The following is a 20008-nucleotide window of genomic DNA, read 5'->3' as shown; positions in this document are numbered from 1 at the left end:
CGTGTTTAGCCTAATAATGACGCTCTATTAAACGTAAAAAGCACCCGAAGGTGCCTTTGTAAAAATAAACTAAATCGTTAGCTTGGGAAGTCTAGGCCAAAATGTAGGTAAGCTCGACTAGTGGCTATTCGTCCACGCGGTGTACGCTGAAGAAAGCCTTGCTGTATTAAAAAAGGCTCTATCACATCTTCAATCGTTTCGCGTTCTTCACCAATGGCAGCGGCAACATTATCTAGACCAACGGGACCACCGCCGAATTTATTAATTATCGCTTCCAGTAATTTACGATCCATTAAATCGAAACCTTCATTATCGACTTCTAGCATATCTAAAGCACTAGCAGCCGTTGCTTTACTGACTATACCGTCAGTTTTCACGTCAGCGTAATCTCTTACTCGTCGTAACAAACGATTTGCAATACGTGGAGTGCCACGAGAACGCCTTGCGACTTCAAATGCCCCCGCTTGAGCAATTTCTAAATTCAAAAAATGTGCTGAACGCATAACAATTTCAGTTAACTCTTGCGTGTTATAAAATTCTAGCCGTTGAACTATGCCAAAACGGTCGCGAAGTGGTGATGTGAGCGATCCAGCTCGAGTGGTCGCGCCAATTAAGGTAAATGCGGGTAAATCAAGTTTTATAGAGCGTGCCGCAGGTCCCTCGCCTATCATAATATCTAGCTGATAATCTTCCATTGCAGGGTAGAGAATTTCTTCCACAACCGGGCTTAAGCGGTGAATTTCATCAATAAACAAGACGTCATTTTCTTCAAGATTCGTCAATAATGCCGCTAAGTCGCCAGCTTTTTCCAATACAGGTCCTGAAGTCGTACGAATACTGACGCCCATTTCGTTAGCCACAATGTTGGCTAACGTCGTTTTACCTAGACCTGGAGGGCCAAATATTAATAAATGATCTAGTGGCTCTTGTCTTTTCAATGCTGCAGCAATGAAAATATTCATTTGAGACTTTACATGTTCCTGCCCAGTATAATCTGACAGCATTTTTGGCCGAATAGCTCGGTCAACCGTTTCATCTTCACGGCTAGCTATTGGTTCAATTAATCGATCTGCTTCTATCATGTATTACTCTTTGGGAAATTACGGCTTTACGCGCTAAACGGTACTATTTACCAATAAATTACCGTCATATGACTTAAATTAGTTTAGCTTAATCTATAACATCGCTTTTAAAGCATTGCGGATCAAGTCTTCGCTACTCTTATCAGCTTCAAACACTGACTTCACCGCTTTATCTGCTTGTTGTTGACTATACCCTAAAGACACTAAAGCGTTAATAGCATCACCGCGGTTATCACTAACAAAAGCATTGGCTTGATTAACATCTGTAGGCATCATACGAACAAGGGCATCACTGCTGTCAGTTTGCCAATCTTTTAATCTATCACGCATTTCAATCAACAAACGTTCTGCTGTTTTCTTGCCGACACCCGGGATTTTAACAATCGTGGTTAAGTCGTCATGGATAACACAACTGACAAATTGATCGGCAGACATGCCGGATAAAATAGCTAAGCCTAATTTTGGTCCAACACCATTAACTTTGATCAGTAAGCGAAACAGTCTTCGCTCAACTTTATTAGCGAAACCATAGAGTAGCTGTGCATCTTCACGAACAACAAAATGGGTATATAAAGTTGCTTCTTGATTAACTTCGCCGAGTGCGTAAATACTGGTCATTGGCATGGTTACTTCATAGCCAACACCATGACATTCGATTAAAATTTCGGGGGCCATTTTTTCTATTAATATGCCACGTAAACGTCCAATCACCGCTTAACCTTTCTACTTGATACAATATATGACGTCACCATACCACTAGATATTTATACAGTAAAGTTTAAGCAATGAATTATTTGAATCAAGGTGAAATTTTCAACAAGGTAAACGTAATGCCATGCTAACGTAGTCGCCCTCGCACTGTTTTACTGGCTTGACCTGACAATTTACTGATCGAATCATGACTGTGCGCATGACAAAGTGCTACGGCCAATGCATCTGCCGCGTCTGCTTGGGGTGTACCTGGCAATTTCAAAATAGTTTTTACCATATGCTGTACTTGAGTTTTATCTGCCGCGCCGGTGCCAACAACTGATTGCTTGATTTGTCTGGCGGAGTATTCTGCTATCGTTAAACCGTTGTTTGTGGCTGCAACAATTGCTGCGCCTCGGGCTTGCCCTAGCTTTAACGCAGAGTCAGGATTTTTCGCCATAAAAACTTGTTCAATAGCAAACATATCCGGCTGAAACTGTAAGATAATCTCACTTACGCCAGCAAAAATGGTTTGCAAGCGCATGCCTAAATCTTCACCTGCAGCCATTGCTTTAATGCAGCCGCTACCTAAATAGATGAAATTTCGTCCCTGCTGTTTAATAACACCGTAGCCAGTTAAACGTGATCCAGGATCTATGCCTAAAATAATACTCACTAAAAAGTACCTTTAATAATCATTTAAGTGCGATTGAAAAAAAACGCACGAATAAAGCCTAAGTAGCATTCATTCGTGCGCTTTAATTTTTTAATATTAAGTGTTAAATCAATATTAAAATTCTGAAACGAAAGTTATTCTGCTTTTTCGTCAGTATCAGTTTCTTTTTCTAAACAAGCAATGCCTAATTCTTTTAACTGGACAGGGTTTGCATGGCCAGGTGCATTAGTTAATGGACAAGCAGCGGTCGTTGTTTTCGGGAATGCCATAACATCACGAATTGAACTTGCACCTGTCATCAACATCACTAAACGGTCTAAACCAAACGCTAAACCTGCATGTGGTGGAGCGCCGTATTGTAATGCTTCGAGTAAGAAACCAAATTTCTCTTGTGCTTCTTCATCACTAATACCCAAAATACGAAACACGGCTGCTTGCATATCTTGGTTATGAATACGGACAGAGCCACCACCTAATTCACAGCCATTAAGCACCATGTCGTAAGCATCAGATAAGGCACCTACTGGGTTAGCTTCTAATTCAGCCGCTGTTAAGTTAGTCGGTGCGGTAAACGGATGATGAATAGCATGCATGTGTCCATCTGCTTCTTCAAACATTGGGAAATCAACAACCCACAATGGTTTCCATTCACCTTGCAATAACTCAAGGTCTTCACCAATTTTAAGGCGCAGTGCACCTAATGACTCGGTCACTACATTATAAGTGTCAGAACCAAAGAAAATGATATCGCCGGTTTTAGCATTAGTGCGTTCTAATAAGGCATTAACCGCTTCTTCAGTTAAGAATTTTAAGATTGGTGATTGCAAACCTTCAATGCCAGCATCACGATCATTCACTTTTAACCATGGCATGCCCTTCGCGCCATAAATACCGACAAATTTAGTTAATTCGTCAATACCTTTACGAGAAAATTTAGCTGCGCCGCCTGGTACACAAATGACCGCAACACGACCATTTTCGTCGTTAGCAGGACCAGAGAATACTTTAAACTCAACATCTTTTAAGATGTCAGCAACATCAACAATTTCAAGTGGATTACGTAAATCAGGTTTATCAGAGCCAAAGCGAGTCATCGCCTCTGAATATGCCATACGTGGAAACTCACCTAAGTCTACGTTAAGCAGTTCTTGGAATAAGCCACGGATCATGGTTTCAGTAACTTCCATCACTTGATCTGAACTCATAAATGAGGTTTCAATATCAATTTGAGTAAATTCTGGTTGACGGTCAGCACGTAAGTCTTCATCACGGAAACACTTAACAATTTGATAGTAACGTTCCATACCTGACATCATCAGCAATTGCTTAAATAATTGTGGTGACTGCGGTAAAGCAAAAAATTGTCCTTTGTGCGTGCGACTTGGCACTAAGTAATCACGAGCGCCCTCAGGGGTAGCCGCTGTTAATATTGGCGTTTCAATATCCAAAAAGCCTTGTGATTCAAGTGATGAACGCACCGCTGAAGTAACTTTTGCGCGAAAACGCATACGCTCTGTCATTTCTGGGCGACGTAAATCTAAGTAACGATATTTTAATCGTAGCTCTTCAGAGTTCTTTTGATTTGAATCTAAAGGTAAAGGGGCAGACTTATTTAAAATAGTAAGCTCTAAGCCTAAAACTTCTATCGCACCCGTGGCCATATCTTTATTCACTTGACCATCTGGACGAGCGCGTACCTTGCCTTTTACTTGCACACAAAACTCATTGCGCAAAGTATTGGCTTTTTCGAGCACATCTGGAAAGTCTGGATCATAAACGACTTGTACGATGCCTTCACGATCTCGTAAATCTAAGAAAATTACCGCACCTAAGTCACGACGACGATTAACCCAACCACAAAGTGTGACTTCCTGACCCACATGAGATTCATTAACCTCACCACAATAAAGACTACGCATGTATTTACCCTGAAAATTCGAATAAGCTATATAAGTCATAGATGCTCCTCAATGGAAGTCTTAACGCTATAACTTATTATGATAAAAAATTGCCGACATTATAAAGCAAAGCTAGGTAAAGTCACCCGACATTCTTTGAATAGTATAGTTATGTTATGAATTAGACCGCAGAGTCGTCTTTGCGATTAAAGGCATAATGGTTTTTTCCGGCGGCTTTAACGTCATACATTAATGAATCTGCTATTTTTAATAGCTCGTTATCTGAATCACCATCGTCGGGAAACATTGCAATACCAATGCTGCAACCGATAGTCGCAGTTACTTCAGGTAATTTTATCGGCTGTTGAATCAGCTTTAAGACTTTATCAGCAACATATGCAGCCTCATCTTGATAATGTAAACCAGTGAGTAACAGCACAAATTCATCACCGCCAAACCGCACAACCGTGTCAGACTCTCGCACACAACCTGTTAAGCGAGTTGCCACTTCAATTAAAAGCTCGTCACCAACATCATGACCATAGGTGTCATTAATATCTTTAAATCCATCAAGGTCTATAAATAGCACCGCTAGTAAAAGCTTTTGTCGTTGGTGAAAAGAAATAGCACTGTTGAGCCGGTCTTTCAATAAAACACGATTAGCCAGGCCAGTAAGGTCATCATGAGTGGCCATATATTGCATTTTTTTTTCTAATTTTTTACGGTTTTTAATCTCTAAGTATAAACGGCGGTTCCAAACCATAATAATGATGATGATGATGGTTATCAGTGCCCCCACTTGCAACGCTACACGTAACACAACATTTTTATCTAAGCCGGTTTCTATATTAATATCGAACCACTTTTCATATATTTCCTGACTATCAAGATCTGAAATACTTAAAACCGCCTTATTAAGGATATTTACTAACATGGGTAACGATTTATTGACCGCTAAATGGTTACCATCTTCATCCACTTCTTCAAGTACTGACATTGACAAACTAACCAAACTTTCCCTTTTAAGTAACTCAGTACCTGATGATAAGCTATCAATATAGCCATCGACTATACCTTTTTGAATCGCTAATAATCCCTCTTCATTATCGTCTACTAATCTTAAGTCAATCAGTGGAAAGTTTTTCCTAATAATAGAAATTAAATAGTAACCTTTAGCAATTGCTAAGGTTTTACCACTAAAGTCGGCTAAGTTTAATTGTTTACCTAATTCACGTGGGTGCAAAATAACCCAAGGCATACTCCAATATGAGTCAGTAAATAACACTTCTTTTTTACGTTCTGGTGTTGCTACAACACTGCCAATAACATCAATATCACCGGCTAATAATGCTTGATAAAGCTCGTTGAAACTTTCATAAACAACATAGTCAACTTTTATATTAAGTCGGCTACTCATCAGCTGAAATATATCAGGATTAATGCCCTTAACTTCACCATACTTATCAATAAACTCAACAGGGATCCAATTTTTGGTTATGCCAAATTTAACAACATTATTATCTTTTACCCACTGTGCTTCTGGCTCTGTTAATGCCAATACAGCTAATTGGCGCTTAAAAAAGGCCGATGACTTATCTAAATGCCACTTTTTCTCTAACGTGGCTAAGTCATCTAATATACTTTCTCCAAAGCCTTCTGCTATTAATTGGCTCAATTTCGGGTTAACTCTACTTAAAACAGCATGAATATCACGTTTGAAAACGTAACCATTAAATTTTGAGTAAATAGACTGCAATTTATATTTAATTAAGTAATTTTCAACGATGTCACTTTGACCTGCAATAACATCAAGTTCACCCCGCTCTGCAGCTGCAAACATTGCCTCATAATTATCAAAATTAATAATAGATGCACTATTGGCTTTATTTTGAATATCTTTAACAAGGCTGGGTGAGGATACAACACCAATATTTTTATTATCAATTTCAGATATATGAAGCATCTTATTCATATTGTTAGAAAGAAATAAACCATAATCAATACTATATATAACCGGTCCTAAAACACTTTCAGGGCTATTTTTCTCACTAGTCACGTTAGTTATATAAATATCTGCAAGACTTTTATCAGTCTGAGTAGACTCATTTGAATCACTAAGAATGAATTCGATATCTTGGTCATTCTCTTTTGCCCATATCTGCCATAATTCAATAAAAAATCCTTGAGCATTACCAGCAACAGATGTGCTTGAAAAAGGCATTTGATTATTTGAATATGAAAATGTAATAACATTTTCTGACTTGTCGTTTATTAGCCATTTCCTCTTAATGGTTAACTTCTCTTGGTCAGAAATTTTGTCCATACCTTGTTTTATAAAATCAAGCAGTTGACTTTCCCCTTTAGCGACTGCTGCACTATACTCACCTGTGTCATAAATAACTTTCGCAAACGCAGGAAATTGCTGGCTAAGTAATTCATACTCTGAAAAATTTTTAGACAGTTTTTCAACCCCCGCCATCATCAAAATCTCACCTTCCATGGCAGCGCTATACAAAGCATTGCGATTAGAAAAGGACCTTAATGTTAAATTGGGGTACTTGCTTTTAATTGAAATTGCATGGCTAGAGCCATCAACTACACCTACGGCATAGGGCGTAAGTTGTGAAATGTTTTTTATATGTGCTATTGAATGATGAAGAAACAGGTGCCGGCTTTGATTAAAAAAAGTCATACTAAAATCTAGGTGCTTAGCCCTTTCAGTGCTTTTAAATATACCGGCGTGAATATCCAATTCCCCCTCTTGCACTTGTTTGATGGTTTGTTGCCAATTAAGTACTACAAATTCCAGCTGAACATTTTGCTTATTTGCCCATAATTGCCAAAGTTCGACCATCATGCCATCGGCTTTTTGTTCTTTATTGAGAAAATGATAAGGGTAAGAGGTTTTATTAATGGCAACACGATATGTTTGTTTAGCATTTTGCGCAGAAACAGGCAGCGCCAATAGCACTGTCATCAAGGAGAAAGCGATTAAAAGTTGCGTAAAATATCTTGAAGCCAATTTAAATTCTCATTATTGTTACTTTAGTTATTTCTGTCAGCAAAATTTTGCAGTAAATAGGCTGTTACTGCCCGCTAATGAATAACATAAAAATACATTATCTTGTTTATCGTTGAAAATATCAGGTAAAATACCTTTTTATATCTTCTAACGTTAGTATAGCTTTAACATCATGCAAACATCAGATACCGATTTAATATTTTCTAATAAGCAAAGCAAAATCAAAGATTTTGCTTTCGACGCGCAAGTCGTAGAAGTTTTTCCTGATATGATCAGCCGTTCAGTACCCGGTTATAGTACGATTATCGATACGATAGGTCGACTAAGTCAACGCTATGTTACTGATAATAGCCAGGTATATGATCTAGGCTGTTCACTTGGCGCAGCAACGCTAGCAATGCGTAAAGGTATAACAGCAAAAAACTGTAAAATTATCGGTATTGATAGCTCTAGTGCTATGGTTGAACGTTGTAAAATGCACGTTAGCGCTTTTAAAGGTGACACGCCAGTTGAGATAATAGAAGATAATATTCTTAATATTGACATTAAAAATGCCTCGATGGTGGTGCTAAATTTCACCTTACAATTTATCGCTCCAGAGCAACGTCAGCTGTTGTTAAATAAAATAGCAAAAGGTCTTAACCCCGGTGGTTTATTGCTTTTATCAGAAAAAATAGCCCATACCGACACCGTTTGCAATGAGCTACTTATCGACCTTCATCACGACTTTAAACGTGCTAATGGTTATAGCGAATTAGAAATTGCCCAAAAACGTACTGCGCTAGAAAACGTTATGCTAACTGATAATTTAGACACCCATTTAAAGCGCTTGAAACTCGCTGGATTTAACCATAACGCACCTTGGTTTCAATGTTTTAACTTCTTTTCTCTAATCGCGATTAAATAAACCTATGATTTCATTTAACAGCTTTTATCAAAAAATAGCAGGTAACCGTTTAAATCACTGGCTCAACACTTTACCTGCTCAACTTACGCAATGGCGCGAGCAACATTTACATGGCGAATTTGCCCAATGGCAAAAAACCATAACAGCACTACCAAAAACATCACCATCGAGTATTGATATTAGCACGACTGTGCGTGCCGGAGAACGCGCTGATATTAATGATGGTGAGTATAAACGCCTAGAAAATTTACTTAAAAAATTCAAACCTTGGCGCAAAGGCCCTTATCATATTCATGGCCTGCATATAGATACCGAATGGCGTTCAGATTTTAAATGGGATCGCCTAGCCCCACACATTAGTGATTTACGTAATCGTTATGTTTTAGATATTGGCTGTGGCAGTGGCTATCACTTGTGGCGTATGCGCGGTGCGGGTGCTGAGTTTGTTGTAGGTATTGACCCAACACAATTGTTTTTGTCGCAATTTCAAGCCATACAACACTTTGTCCAAGACGATAATGTTAATCTTTTACCGTTAGGTGTTGAACAGTTGCCGGAACTGAATGCATTCGATACCGTTTTTGCTATGGGTGTTTTATATCATCGACGCTCACCGATAGATTTTATCTACCAACTGAAAGCACAGCTCGTTAAAGGCGGCGAATTAGTATTAGAAACCTTAGTGGTTGATGGTGATGAAAATACCGTATTAGTGCCTGGCGAACGCTATGCAAAAATGCGTAATGTTTGGTTTCTTCCAAGTTGTGACGCTATGTGTGCCTGGCTTGAGCGCTGTGGATTTAAAAATATCCGTGTAGTTAATACCGATATAACTGCGCTTGACGAACAACGTAAAACCGACTGGATAGACACTGAGTCATTACAAGACTTTCTTGATCCTAATGATAAAAGCAAAACTATTGAAGGTTACCCTGCGCCAAAACGTGCGATATTTATTGCCAATAAATAACTTGATGGTCAAAAACATTTTACCACAGAGGCACCGAGGGACTTCGCCCGACACCGAGAAGAGAAAAAAATTAAAGTATGATCTTCTCTAACGTTACATTTACTCCTTATTTTCTCATTGTTCTCTGCCTGTAATATTTAGAAAATGATTCACAGGGAGAAAACAATGAGGACTGAATGAGCTATAACACTAAAAGTCGATGTAAAACTGTTAGTGTTCGCTGAACAGGGATTTAGTTAATGGATTTGGTATTACCTTCCTTTAAAGAATAATATACTATTTATATCGTACGGTTAATCACTTTGAAATAGAGGTATCATGGAAAATCCTTGGCTAGCAAGACGCTTAGAGCGCGTAGCGAAAAGACATCAAGACCACCGCAGCCCATTTCAACGTGACCGAGCACGTATTCTCCATTCTGCCGCATTTCGCCGATTACAATCAAAAACTCAAGTTATGGGCAGTGGCCAAAGTGACTTTCATCGCACTCGATTAACTCATTCGTTAGAAGCATCACAAATTGGTAGCGGCATCATTGCTCAAATACGTAGTAAATACGCAGAGCAGAGTGCTGTTCTACTCCCCAATGACGACAGTTTAATTGAATCACTTTGCTTAGCGCATGATATTGGGCACCCGCCTTTCGGCCATGGCGGCGAAGTAGCCTTACATTACATGATGCGTGATCACGGCGGCTTTGAAGGCAATGGACAAACCTTTCGTATCGTTGCGCACTTAGAGCCTTTTAGTGAACATTTTGGTATGAACTTAACCCGCAGAACATTGCTCGGTTTAATAAAATATCCGCAAACACTGGGTAATTTACAGCAAGATATTCCGCCCGTATTACCGGCATCTTTTCGTCAACTAGAAGCCGCTAAGTGGCACCCGCCCAAAGGTTTATACCTCGACGATATTGAAATGATTGACTGGGTATTAGCCCCTTTATGTCCTGAAGATAAAGCGCTATTCCAACAAATAGCGGTTAAATCGAATAAGCACAGTAAAACACTCTATAAATCTTTAGATTGCTCAATGATGGAGCTCGCTGATGATATTGCCTATGGCATTCATGATTTAGAAGATGCCATAGTAACTGGCGTCGTAAATCAACAAGACTTTGACCACAATGTTATTCAAAATTTACTAAAAATTGACGATGAGTGGTTGCAAGATTACAGCAAAAGTTTAGCGAATAATTTATTCAGTAATCAACGTTATAAACAAAAAGAAGCTATTGGTGGCTTAGTTAATTACTTAATAACCGCAATTGAATTGGTTGATATTAACGACACTAAAGGCTGTAACTTTCAAGAGCCACTTTTACGATTTAATGCGGTGCATCCACTAATTCCAGCTCAGGTGCTACAAATTTTTAAAGACTTTGTTTATCAATATGTCATTAAGCAAACATCAATCCAGCAGTTGGAATATCGTGGTCAACAAATTGTTATGGAGTTATTTGAGGCTCTATCTTCTGATCCTGAGCGCTTACTGCCTAAAAGTACGGTAGTACGTTGGCAAATGGCAAAAGAAAATAATCAAAATCAACACCGTGTGATCGCTGACTATGTCGCCGGCATGACCGATGAATATGCGACTAGGCTTTATCAAACCTTATTTTTACCTATCGGGCAAACCGGTTTTGGTAAACACGATTATTAACAAATAAAATGAATGCGCTAAGTTACTAACAACCAACAACCAATAGAGACGTTATCTAACGATGGCTAATATGCTAGATATTTATTGCGGCAGCGATGCTTTAAAAACGATCCAAGAACAAGGCTTTAAGCAAGAATTATTTACCACTATGCTGGGCGCTAGTGGCGGGCCTAAATGGTTTAGCTTATTTGGATTAGATAAATACCTTTTTGGCGAATATTTTAAAGATCGAAGTACTGAATTAAACTTAGTCGGCTCTTCAGCCGGAGCCTTTCGATTTGCTGCGCTTAGCCAAAACGATCCTGTTGCTGCTATTACCCGTTTAGCCACACTGTATTCAGAAACTACATATTCTGTTAAAGCTAATAAGCAAGAAATTACGACCAAAGCTTTGGCGCTACTTGAAGCAGTTTTAGGACCAAACGGTAGTAACGAAATCATCAACAACCCCGTATTTAAGGCACATTTCATTGTCGCAAAGTGTCGTGGTTTAACGTCTTTAGAGCACAAAATACCGTTAATGTTTGGTTTAATATCGAGTATGGCGCTTAATCAAGTCAATCGAGGTTTGTTGGCAAAACAGTACCAACGCTATGTTTACCATCACCCTAAAAGCCAGTTAACCATCAACGACAGTTTTAATTTTAATACTCAGCATCAAGCGCTAAATCATGAAAACCTAACATCGAGTTTACTCGCTTCAGGCTCTATACCTGTTGTTATGGAAGGTATTAAAGATATTATCGGCTCGCCAAAAGGTATGTATCGTGACGGTGGGATAATTGATTATCACTTTGATGTGGATATTAAACCAACCTCAGGCCTTACGCTTTACCCTCATTTTTCACCAACGCCAAAAGCCGGTTGGTTTGACAAGAACTTATCACGTAAGGTTAACGCACAATATTATAAGAATACTGTCATGTTAGTGCCATCAACCGAATTTATTGCTCGCCTACCTTATGGGAAAATTCCTGACCGTAAAGACTTTATTGATTTAGCCCCCGAAACACGACTGAAATATTGGCAAACTGTGTTAAAAGAATCAGAATGCTTGGCTGATGAATTTGCACAGCGTGTTTCGTCAGTTAACACGAAAAATATTAAACCAATAGAATGTTGTTGAGTAAAACACCTTAAGATAGCCAATTAATGACCTAGAGAACATTTCTAAAGGTTATTACTGCGCTATTTTTTGATAGATAGCACAAGCTGCCCCTGCGGGATCTTTAATCACCGCATATTTATCACTACCCATAAATTTAATTTCAGTAACTAACTTACCTCCATTAGCTCGCACGGCATTTAATGAGGCTTCAATATCCGCCACCAAAAAATAAGGTAACCACGCCGGCGGTAAATCTTTATTTACCCCTTTTGCATGGCAAACACCAGCAACAGCTTCGTTGTTGGCTGGCTCAAGCATGGCGTAATCATCATAATCGCCCATAGCAATATTTTCGCTTTTCCAACCGATGACATCCTCATAGAAAGATTTTACCTCAGTCGCATTATCTACAGATATATCAAGCCACGCCATTGTGCCTATTTTATTATCACTCATGAGTAACTCTCCTTTTGTTGTTTTGGGTTTCTTGGATAGAATTTATCGGGTAAGCCATTTATATGTTCAAAAAATCGCGTATCTTTATAAGGTAGTTTCATAAAGCCAGAAATACCATTACCGGTAATGGTGGGGAGTAGCTGTAAAATTTCCGTTAAGCACTGTTTAAATTCCACTTCTTTATCATGGTTTAACAACATTAAATAACTGTGAATTTTCAAATGTCGCGGTAGCACCTCAAAAATAATGCAACCGGTATGATGAATTTGATTTAAACGCGTTAATACTGTCATAATTTCATCGGGTAAATAGAGGTATTCGTCTGGATCAACCCCATCTTCAAAATAAGAATGTAATCGCGTTATGTCGTCGATAACGGCAACATCACTGACATCATAATTAATAGCTTGGCTTGGTTTAGCTTGAAATGGGTCTTCTTCATTCTCACGTTCAAAATGTAAGGTATTACGGGCATTGAATAAACAACTTTTAAATACCCCTACTCTAAAAATCCCCTGAGCAAGACGGACCATATTATTCACCGCACTTTGAAATGACGTTTTTAAACTCGGGTCAAAAAGCGATAGATTTGAATCGATATGCACACCATTTTTTTCCCAGCGTACGGCTAATCCGCCTACAACAGGAAAATTAGCTAAACGGCTTACCGCAGCAATAAAAGCCTTTTCGGTATCGCCCATCCCCATAAGATAATTTTTATAATATTTTTCTAGCTGCACATCATCTATTTCACTTAATTCATCTAAATCAGAAGACTCCCTTAAGAAAGATTTACGTGAACCATACACTACGGTATCCATATCTTTATGAAAACTTTTACACCAAACCGGTACCAATGGTTTAACTTCAACGGGTAAAGGTGGATCAGCCATAACAGTATTTTTTAACAAGGCTAAATGTTTAAAAAAGTAGTCTCCGGCTCTATTTCGCGTCCGTCTATCTTTGCTTAACATGCCTGATAATATTTGCGCGAGTAATTTAGGTAAACCCAAAGATAATGGCGTGATCACCGCGCTGCCGTAACGACATGACTGACCAGAAGCCAAGGCATATAATGTTGCCGCTAACCCTTGTTCGTCAAAGCGAGGTGAGGACATTTCTCCACTAATTTGTTCATCGCCAATAAAATAAACATCACCTAAGCGTGCGTTACTATTTTGCAAGTCACTACTCATTAAATCCATAATATTATTAGCGGTTGACTGGCCATTAACATCAAGTTGTGCAGGCACTGCCGAGCCCCAATCAACTAGGTAAACTTTCTCAGTTACAGGGTCAAACACTACATTTGAAGGTTTGATGTCACCATGAACAAATGGCCGACCTTTTTCGTGTTGTTGAGTATCACGTAAGTAACTTAAAATTTCGGCCAGTTGTATGGCAATTTTAACCACTAATTCACTCGCTAATGGCCCTTTTTGGAAAGAAAGTTTTTCTAGGTCTATACCGGGAGCTCGTTCCATATGGACAATGGATTGTCGCTTTATTTTGTAATAACCAATAATTTTAGGAATACGTTCATGGGAAAGTTGTCGCTGCGTATCGGCTTCTTCTGCTAAGCGGTCTTGTACATGTTGCGGTAAATTAATACGGGAAAATTTAAACACTTGCGATTGACCATGCTCGTCTTCACCGCCAAAAACAAAGCCATAAGCACCTTTACCAATCAAAGCGATATTTTGATATCCCAACAGCGTTAATTGCTGACGACAAAGCTCAACCCATTGCTTTAACTTGGTTGCATCTTCGTGGTTTAATAAATAAATAGACTGATCTTCGGCAATGTAAAAATGCTGGAGTTTCTTTTCCGCCACTAGGCTTCCTTATCTGCAAATATCTGAATTCAAGAAATTATCTTTTAATTTATATGATTCATCTTCCTAAAATAACTAAATAAATTTAGTTGTCATAGCTTTATTATAATTTTGTTATAAAAAAGGCCTGCACTGCAGACCTTTCTTCATTTTTATCATCAACCTAAACTTATGACATATGCACTAGCATATTGCTTGGCTCTTCAAGGAATGACTTCCACAAATTACAAAAACGAGCGATAGTGCCGCCGTCGATTGTACGGTGATCGCCAGACCAACTGACTTGCATAATCGAGCGTGCTTCCACTTCACCTTTATCATTAAAACGTGGTAATTTTTGTAACTTACCCAGTGCAACAATGGCAGATTCAGGCTTATTGATAATAGGTGTTGCCACCGTACCGCCTATAGCACCGATATTTGAAATGGTGATAGTCCCGCCCTTCAAATCAGCTGCAGGCACTCGGCCTGATCGTGCGTCGTTGGTTAAGCGCGTAATATCAGCGGCTAAATCTAAGATAGATTTTGTTTGTACTTGTTTAACATTCGGTACTAACAAGCCTACCTTTGAGTCAACAGCCATACCAATATTATGATCATCAAAATAAGTCAGCTCAGTGCAATCTTCATTGACTTGCGTATTCACTAACGGAAATTGTTTCAACGCTAACGACATGGCTTTCATAAAGAAAGGCATCATGGTTAATTTGATATCTTGCTTGGCATAAACTTCTTTTAGCTCGCCACGTAATTTGATCAAATTAGTCATATCGATTTCTTCACAATAGGTAAAGTGAGGAATAGTCGATACGGAACGAACCATAGCTTTAGCCATAACAGCTTTTATACCGCGAATAGGCTCAACACGTGTTCCACCAACTACACTGCCAACGGCTGCAACGGTTGTATTAACAGACACTGCTGGTGCTTGATTAAACGCTAAAACATCGTCTTTATATACTCGGCCTTTTTTACCACTACCCGGCACCTGATGAATATTAACATTTAATTCACGAGCAACACGGCGTACAGCAGGGCTGGCTACCGCTTTTTCATTGACTACTTTTGTTGATACCGTTTGAGCTTCGACAACAGGTGCTTTAGTCTCAACCTGAGCAGTAGCGGCTTTTGGCGCTTCTGTTACAACAGGCGCAGCAGCAACAGGTGTTTGCCCAGTTGCGGCAATTTCAATGGCAAATAATGGCGCGTGTACTTTGGCAATTTCACCTTTAGCGTAATAAAGTTTAACCACTTTACCTTTATGCATTGCGGGGATTTGCACTAAAGCTTTATCTGTCATTACATCAGCTATCGGTTGATCTTCTTCAATCAAATCACCTTCGGCCACTAACCATTCAACCAATTCACACTCAACAATACCTTCACCAATGTCGGGTAAAATAAAGTCTTCTACTTGTGTGCCTGCATTGGCAGCTGCTGTTGGAACTGCGGGTATTTCAGCCGCAGATTCTGCAACTAACGGCTCAGCAGAGCTTTGAGTGTCGGCGTTACCTTCTGGTGTCATCGCAAATAAGGGTTGATGAACTTTCGCTATATCACCTTTTGCGTAATAAAGTTTATCTACTACGCCAGAATACATCGCGGGAATTTGAACCAAGGCTTTATCGGTCATTACATCAGCAACGGGCTGATCTTCTGCAATTACATCGCCTTCTGCTACTAGCCATTCAACCAGTTCACATTCAACGATACCTTCGCCAATATCTGGCAGTATAAAATCAATGCTCATGCTAATAAATCCTAGTAAGTCATACTGTTTTTAATTGCTTCGTAGATCTTTAAATGATCTGCAGCGTATTCTTTTTCAAGTGCTAATGGATAAGGTGTATCCATTCCACAAACTCGGGCAATTGGCGCTTCTAAGTGCAAGAAACATTCTTGTTGAATGGTCGCGGCAATTTCACTGGCAAAACCAGCGGTTAATGGCGCTTCTTGACTAACCACAAAACGACCTGTTTTTGTTACTGAGTTTGCAACGGTTTCAATATCCCAAGGTAAAATAGTACGTAAGTCGATAATTTCACATGAAATACCGTCAGCAGCAGCTAATGCAGCCGCTTTTTCAACGATTTCTACTTGTGCGCCCCAAGCGAGTAACGTGATATCACTACCTTGTTGCACAACTTCCGCTTTACCTAAAGGTAATTCGTAATCTTCTTCCGGCACTTCGCCAACCGAAGCACGGTATAAGCGTTTTGGCTCAAAAAATATTACCGGGTTATCATCACGGATTGACGCTAATAACAAACCTTTTGCTTGATAAGGATTACGTGGCACAACCACTTTTAAACCAGGTGTATGCGCAAAGTAAGCTTCTGGTGATTGGCTATGATATAAACCACCCGCAATACCGCCGCCGTATGGCGTACGAATCGTCAACTTACCGACGTCAAATTCATTACCACTGCGGTAACGAAATTTTGCTGATTCATTTACAATTTGATCAAAGGCTGGAAAAATATAATCAGCAAACTGAATTTCAGCAATGGCTGTACTACCCTGAGCGGCTAATCCGTTAGCAAAACCAATAACACCTTGCTCAACCAAAGGGGTATTGAAACAACGGCTTTTACCGTATTTCTCTTGTAAACCACTGGTTGCACGGAACACGCCACCAAAGTGGCCAACGTCTTCACCAAAACACACCGCACGATCATTTTCTGCCATCACAGTATCAAGCGCGTCGTTAATCGCTTGTAATAAATTCATTTGCGCCATTACTTAATTCTCCCTGCAGTAAACGGATAAGCTTGGGGATATTTTTTAATATGTAGTTTAAGTTCATCAAATTGACTTTGTAACAAAGGGGGTACTTTGTCATACACATCGGTAATTAAATCTTCAACAGGCGGTTTAGCTACTTTTTCGGCCACTTTAACCGCTGCTAACACTTCGTCACGTAGTTTTTCAAACAAAGCAGTTTCTTGTGCTTCATCCCACCAACCTTGTGCGAGCATCCAGTTTTTCATGCGAAGAATAGGATCATGTTCTTGCCATTTGGCTTCTTCTTCACGTGTTCTATAACCTGAAGGATCATCCGACGTAGAATGCGCACCTAAACGGTAAGACATCGCTTCAATTAATACGGGCTTGCCTTCTTTAATGGCATATTCACGGGCTAACTGTACCGCTGAAATTACCGCTAAAATGTCGTTGCCATCAATGCGTAATGTTTTCATACCGTAACCAACACCACGAGAGGCAATGCCATTACCTACGTATTGCTCATCTGATGGTGTTGAAATAGCATAGCCATTGTTACGACAGAAGAAAATAACCGGTGCTTGATGCACTGCGGCCATGTTTAAACCGGCATGAAAGTCACCTTCAGAGGCAGCGCCTTCACCGAAGTAACAAATAGTAACCGCATCTAAGCCTTGCAGTTTTTGACCATAAGCATAACCGGCAGCTTGTGGAATTTGCGTCCCTAACGGTGATGAAATCGTCATATAGTTCAATGCATTACTACCGTAATGAATTGGCATTTGACGACCTTTACCTAAATCTTTTTCATTGCTGAACATCTGGTTCATAAAATTTTCAAGACTAAAGCCTCGAAACATTAATGCCCCTTGCTCACGGTACTGCGCCATGATCATATCTTGATCTTTCAGACCAGCAGCACCACCAACACTAGCAGCTTCTTCACCGAGTGCAGCCATATAGAAACTGATACGACCTTGGCGCTGTGCAGCCACCATACGCTCATCTAGAACGCGGTGGAAAGCGAGCGTTTTGTAAGTTTTAGTCGCAAGTTCTTGATCAATTTTTGGCATGGCAGCGTCTTTATAAATGCTACCATCTTGTTTCAATATCTTAAGGATTGGAATTTCAACTGAATGACCATCAATAAAAGCGGGTTGATGTACGACCGGGCTTTCGCTATATATGTCAGTGTTCATAGCCTTCTCTTTTTTTATTAACCTTGGATGCAAGGTGACATTACCTATTTCACCTTTGCTTTACTCATTGAAAGTATAGAAGCTTTCAGCGCAAGGGGAATATTAATATCGTTGTTATGAATTGTTGGTTGTAATAATCGCAAGCACTTTACCTTTACGTAAACTGAAAAACAAGTTTAGTAAGAAATGTTAGTGCTGATATTTACAATACAGCGAGCATAATTCTTTACAGTTATACTCGCGATTTACAAGCCGTTAACTTGATGGGTTAAATTAGGCTGGTTAACACTGACACTATCTAAAAATATAATGACGGCCATTTAAGCACAGGTTATTGTTTCCAGACATAACCTTACAACCTTATTCGCTTTCACACTGACGCTCATTTAGGCGAGAGTAGTGGGAGTCACTGTTAATAGTGCACGCTGACCGATGGCGACATTAGCGTTTGGAAATATGATAGCTTCACCATCTTGTTGAGTTTTCACTTCAATATCACCATCAATAGCTAGCACATGCCCTTTTGGAAAATCTGTAAAATTTTCAACGTCATCAGTAAAGGTTAGTGAAAATGCTTCATGTTGGCGATTAATCACCTGTGATATTTCATATAGATTAAAATCCTCGTCAATATACGGTGTTAAGCCAAGCGCTTGCCCTGAAACCAGTTTAGTTAACGTTTCTCTAACTTGCACAAATTGGCTCATGTCATTTTCACCGAAAGGACGAACTTTACCTAATTCAACAGTGAAAGCATCTGCGCCAAATTCATTTGATGAAAAGTAGCTGAAAGTCGTGGTTGGAGCATGTGACAATAAAATGGTACTAACACCGCAAGCATTTAAAAATTGCAGTTGGCTTTTCTTACGTGGTGCGCCATGTAAAAATGGGTAAACAGCAAACTTATCGCATTTAGAGCCACGAATAGCGGTATGAAGATCATAATGGCTGCGTTGACGTTCAGTGCCTGCTTCAGTGTTTAATTCACTGCCGGCCTCAAAGAAGTCACGAACCGTATTTTCTAATAATAAAGCACGGTGACGCTCTTTATTAATTAAACCAGTACCCTGCCCTTGGTCTTGTGAATGCCCACCAGAGAATAAACGGTTCATATTCTCTTCAACAAAACGCTCAGCAATATTCATTGACGCTGGGTTACCAAAAATAAATAACACGCGCTCAGCTAGCATTAGTTCACCACGAATTAATTGCCCGATAATATCACTACAAATTTCGATGGGTGCAGTTTCATTGCCATGTACTGCGCTTGATAAAACAATATCATGTTGGGTAACACGGTTGATGGGCTCAAAGGTAATTAAACCGGTTTCTAATACCGTAACTTTACTGGCTGATTTAGTGGCTTGATGTATAACCTCAAAACTAAAGCCACCACCAGGTAAAGACCATTCGTTGGCACGAGTCATTGTTAAAAAGTCGCCACTGTCTTGTAAAATAGCTGCCAAAGTAGTTGTTGAATTAGATAAATCGTTCACGCGGTTTCACCTGTTTTTATGTCGAATGTCATAGTCGAATTAATTTGAGCCCTGATATAAAACCTTTCAAGTACCCTTTAATTATTGCGCGCCATTATACTAGATTTGCCGCTTCGCGTCCTCGTATTGGCAATTTAATCTCCTCTATGCATGACTATTCAATTTAAGCTATTACAGCAAGTTGTAGTTTTAAGTCGATGGTAAAGATACCCAGCCAACTTAATTTTACAAATCCTAGCTTTAATTTAACTATATAGCCTATGTCTAAAATGAAAACATA

At 39.4% G+C, this 20008-nt stretch carries 15 protein-coding genes; 4 read left to right on the top strand and 11 right to left on the bottom strand.

Features of this window, described 5'->3' with window-relative positions; translation table 11 throughout:
• Nucleotides 1–77: 77 nt before the first annotated feature.
• From ruvB to B5D82_RS13655, 5 genes are all read right to left on the bottom strand, one after another.
• A complete protein-coding gene (ruvB, locus tag B5D82_RS13675; protein WP_081152300.1) occupies nucleotides 78–1082 on the bottom strand; it encodes a Holliday junction branch migration DNA helicase RuvB in 1005 nt (334 codons plus the stop codon).
• Nucleotides 1083–1175: 93 nt separating this feature from the next.
• Complete coding sequence (ruvA, locus tag B5D82_RS13670; protein WP_081152299.1) at nucleotides 1176–1793, bottom strand: Holliday junction branch migration protein RuvA; 618 nt, start codon at nucleotides 1791–1793, stop codon at nucleotides 1176–1178.
• Nucleotides 1794–1920: 127 nt separating this feature from the next.
• A complete protein-coding gene (ruvC, locus tag B5D82_RS13665; RefSeq protein ID WP_081152297.1) occupies nucleotides 1921–2448 on the bottom strand; it encodes a crossover junction endodeoxyribonuclease RuvC in 528 nt (175 codons plus the stop codon).
• 134 nt (nucleotides 2449–2582) lie between these two features.
• Nucleotides 2583–4367 (bottom strand): aspartate--tRNA ligase, encoded by a 1785-nt coding sequence (gene aspS, locus B5D82_RS13660; RefSeq protein WP_081154508.1) that lies wholly within the window; start codon nucleotides 4365–4367, stop codon nucleotides 2583–2585.
• Nucleotides 4368–4527: 160 nt separating this feature from the next.
• Nucleotides 4528–7368, bottom strand: a complete 2841-nt coding sequence (locus B5D82_RS13655; protein WP_157673902.1) for a transporter substrate-binding domain-containing protein — start codon at nucleotides 7366–7368, stop codon at nucleotides 4528–4530.
• Between the two features lie 172 nt (nucleotides 7369–7540).
• Between B5D82_RS13655 and cmoA the strand changes: the two genes are divergently transcribed.
• From cmoA to B5D82_RS13635, 4 genes are all read left to right on the top strand, one after another.
• Nucleotides 7541–8275, top strand: coding sequence for a carboxy-S-adenosyl-L-methionine synthase CmoA (gene cmoA, locus B5D82_RS13650; RefSeq protein WP_081152294.1), 735 nt, complete (start codon nucleotides 7541–7543; stop codon nucleotides 8273–8275).
• A gap of 4 nt (nucleotides 8276–8279) precedes the next feature.
• Nucleotides 8280–9245: a tRNA 5-methoxyuridine(34)/uridine 5-oxyacetic acid(34) synthase CmoB gene (cmoB, locus tag B5D82_RS13645; RefSeq protein WP_081152293.1), complete on the top strand. Its 966-nt coding sequence runs from the start codon at nucleotides 8280–8282 to the stop codon at nucleotides 9243–9245.
• A 318-nt stretch (nucleotides 9246–9563) separates the two neighbouring features.
• A complete protein-coding gene (locus tag B5D82_RS13640; RefSeq protein WP_081152291.1) occupies nucleotides 9564–10910 on the top strand; it encodes an anti-phage deoxyguanosine triphosphatase in 1347 nt (448 codons plus the stop codon).
• Between the two features lie 70 nt (nucleotides 10911–10980).
• Nucleotides 10981–12036 (top strand): hypothetical protein, encoded by a 1056-nt coding sequence (locus B5D82_RS13635; RefSeq protein ID WP_081154506.1) that lies wholly within the window; start codon nucleotides 10981–10983, stop codon nucleotides 12034–12036.
• Between the two features lie 54 nt (nucleotides 12037–12090).
• Here B5D82_RS13635 and B5D82_RS13630 read toward each other — a convergent pair whose 3' ends face one another.
• From B5D82_RS13630 to astE, 6 genes are all read right to left on the bottom strand, one after another.
• A complete protein-coding gene (locus B5D82_RS13630; protein WP_081152290.1) occupies nucleotides 12091–12474 on the bottom strand; it encodes a VOC family protein in 384 nt (127 codons plus the stop codon).
• Nucleotides 12471–14309, bottom strand: a complete 1839-nt coding sequence (locus B5D82_RS13625; protein WP_081152288.1) for a protein kinase domain-containing protein — start codon at nucleotides 14307–14309, stop codon at nucleotides 12471–12473. The genes B5D82_RS13630 and B5D82_RS13625 overlap by 4 nt, the downstream gene beginning before the upstream one ends.
• Nucleotides 14310–14478: 169 nt before the next feature.
• The gene (locus B5D82_RS13620) at nucleotides 14479–16059 is read right to left on the bottom strand and encodes a dihydrolipoyllysine-residue acetyltransferase (protein WP_081152287.1); all 1581 of its coding nucleotides are present in this window, start codon (nucleotides 16057–16059) and stop codon (nucleotides 14479–14481) included.
• Nucleotides 16060–16070: 11 nt separating this feature from the next.
• Nucleotides 16071–17048 (bottom strand): alpha-ketoacid dehydrogenase subunit beta, encoded by a 978-nt coding sequence (locus B5D82_RS13615; RefSeq protein WP_081152285.1) that lies wholly within the window; start codon nucleotides 17046–17048, stop codon nucleotides 16071–16073.
• Nucleotides 17048–18232, bottom strand: coding sequence for a thiamine pyrophosphate-dependent dehydrogenase E1 component subunit alpha (locus B5D82_RS13610; protein WP_081152284.1), 1185 nt, complete (start codon nucleotides 18230–18232; stop codon nucleotides 17048–17050). The genes B5D82_RS13615 and B5D82_RS13610 overlap by 1 nt, the downstream gene beginning before the upstream one ends.
• 386 nt (nucleotides 18233–18618) lie before the next feature.
• A complete protein-coding gene (gene astE / locus B5D82_RS13605; protein ID WP_281255928.1) occupies nucleotides 18619–19728 on the bottom strand; it encodes a succinylglutamate desuccinylase in 1110 nt (369 codons plus the stop codon).
• Between the last annotated feature and the right edge of the window lie 280 nt (nucleotides 19729–20008).

The organism is Cognaticolwellia beringensis, from assembly GCF_002076895.1.
GTDB lineage: Bacteria > Pseudomonadota > Gammaproteobacteria > Enterobacterales > Alteromonadaceae > Cognaticolwellia > Cognaticolwellia beringensis.
This window is presented reverse-complemented; position numbering and strand designations above follow the sequence as displayed.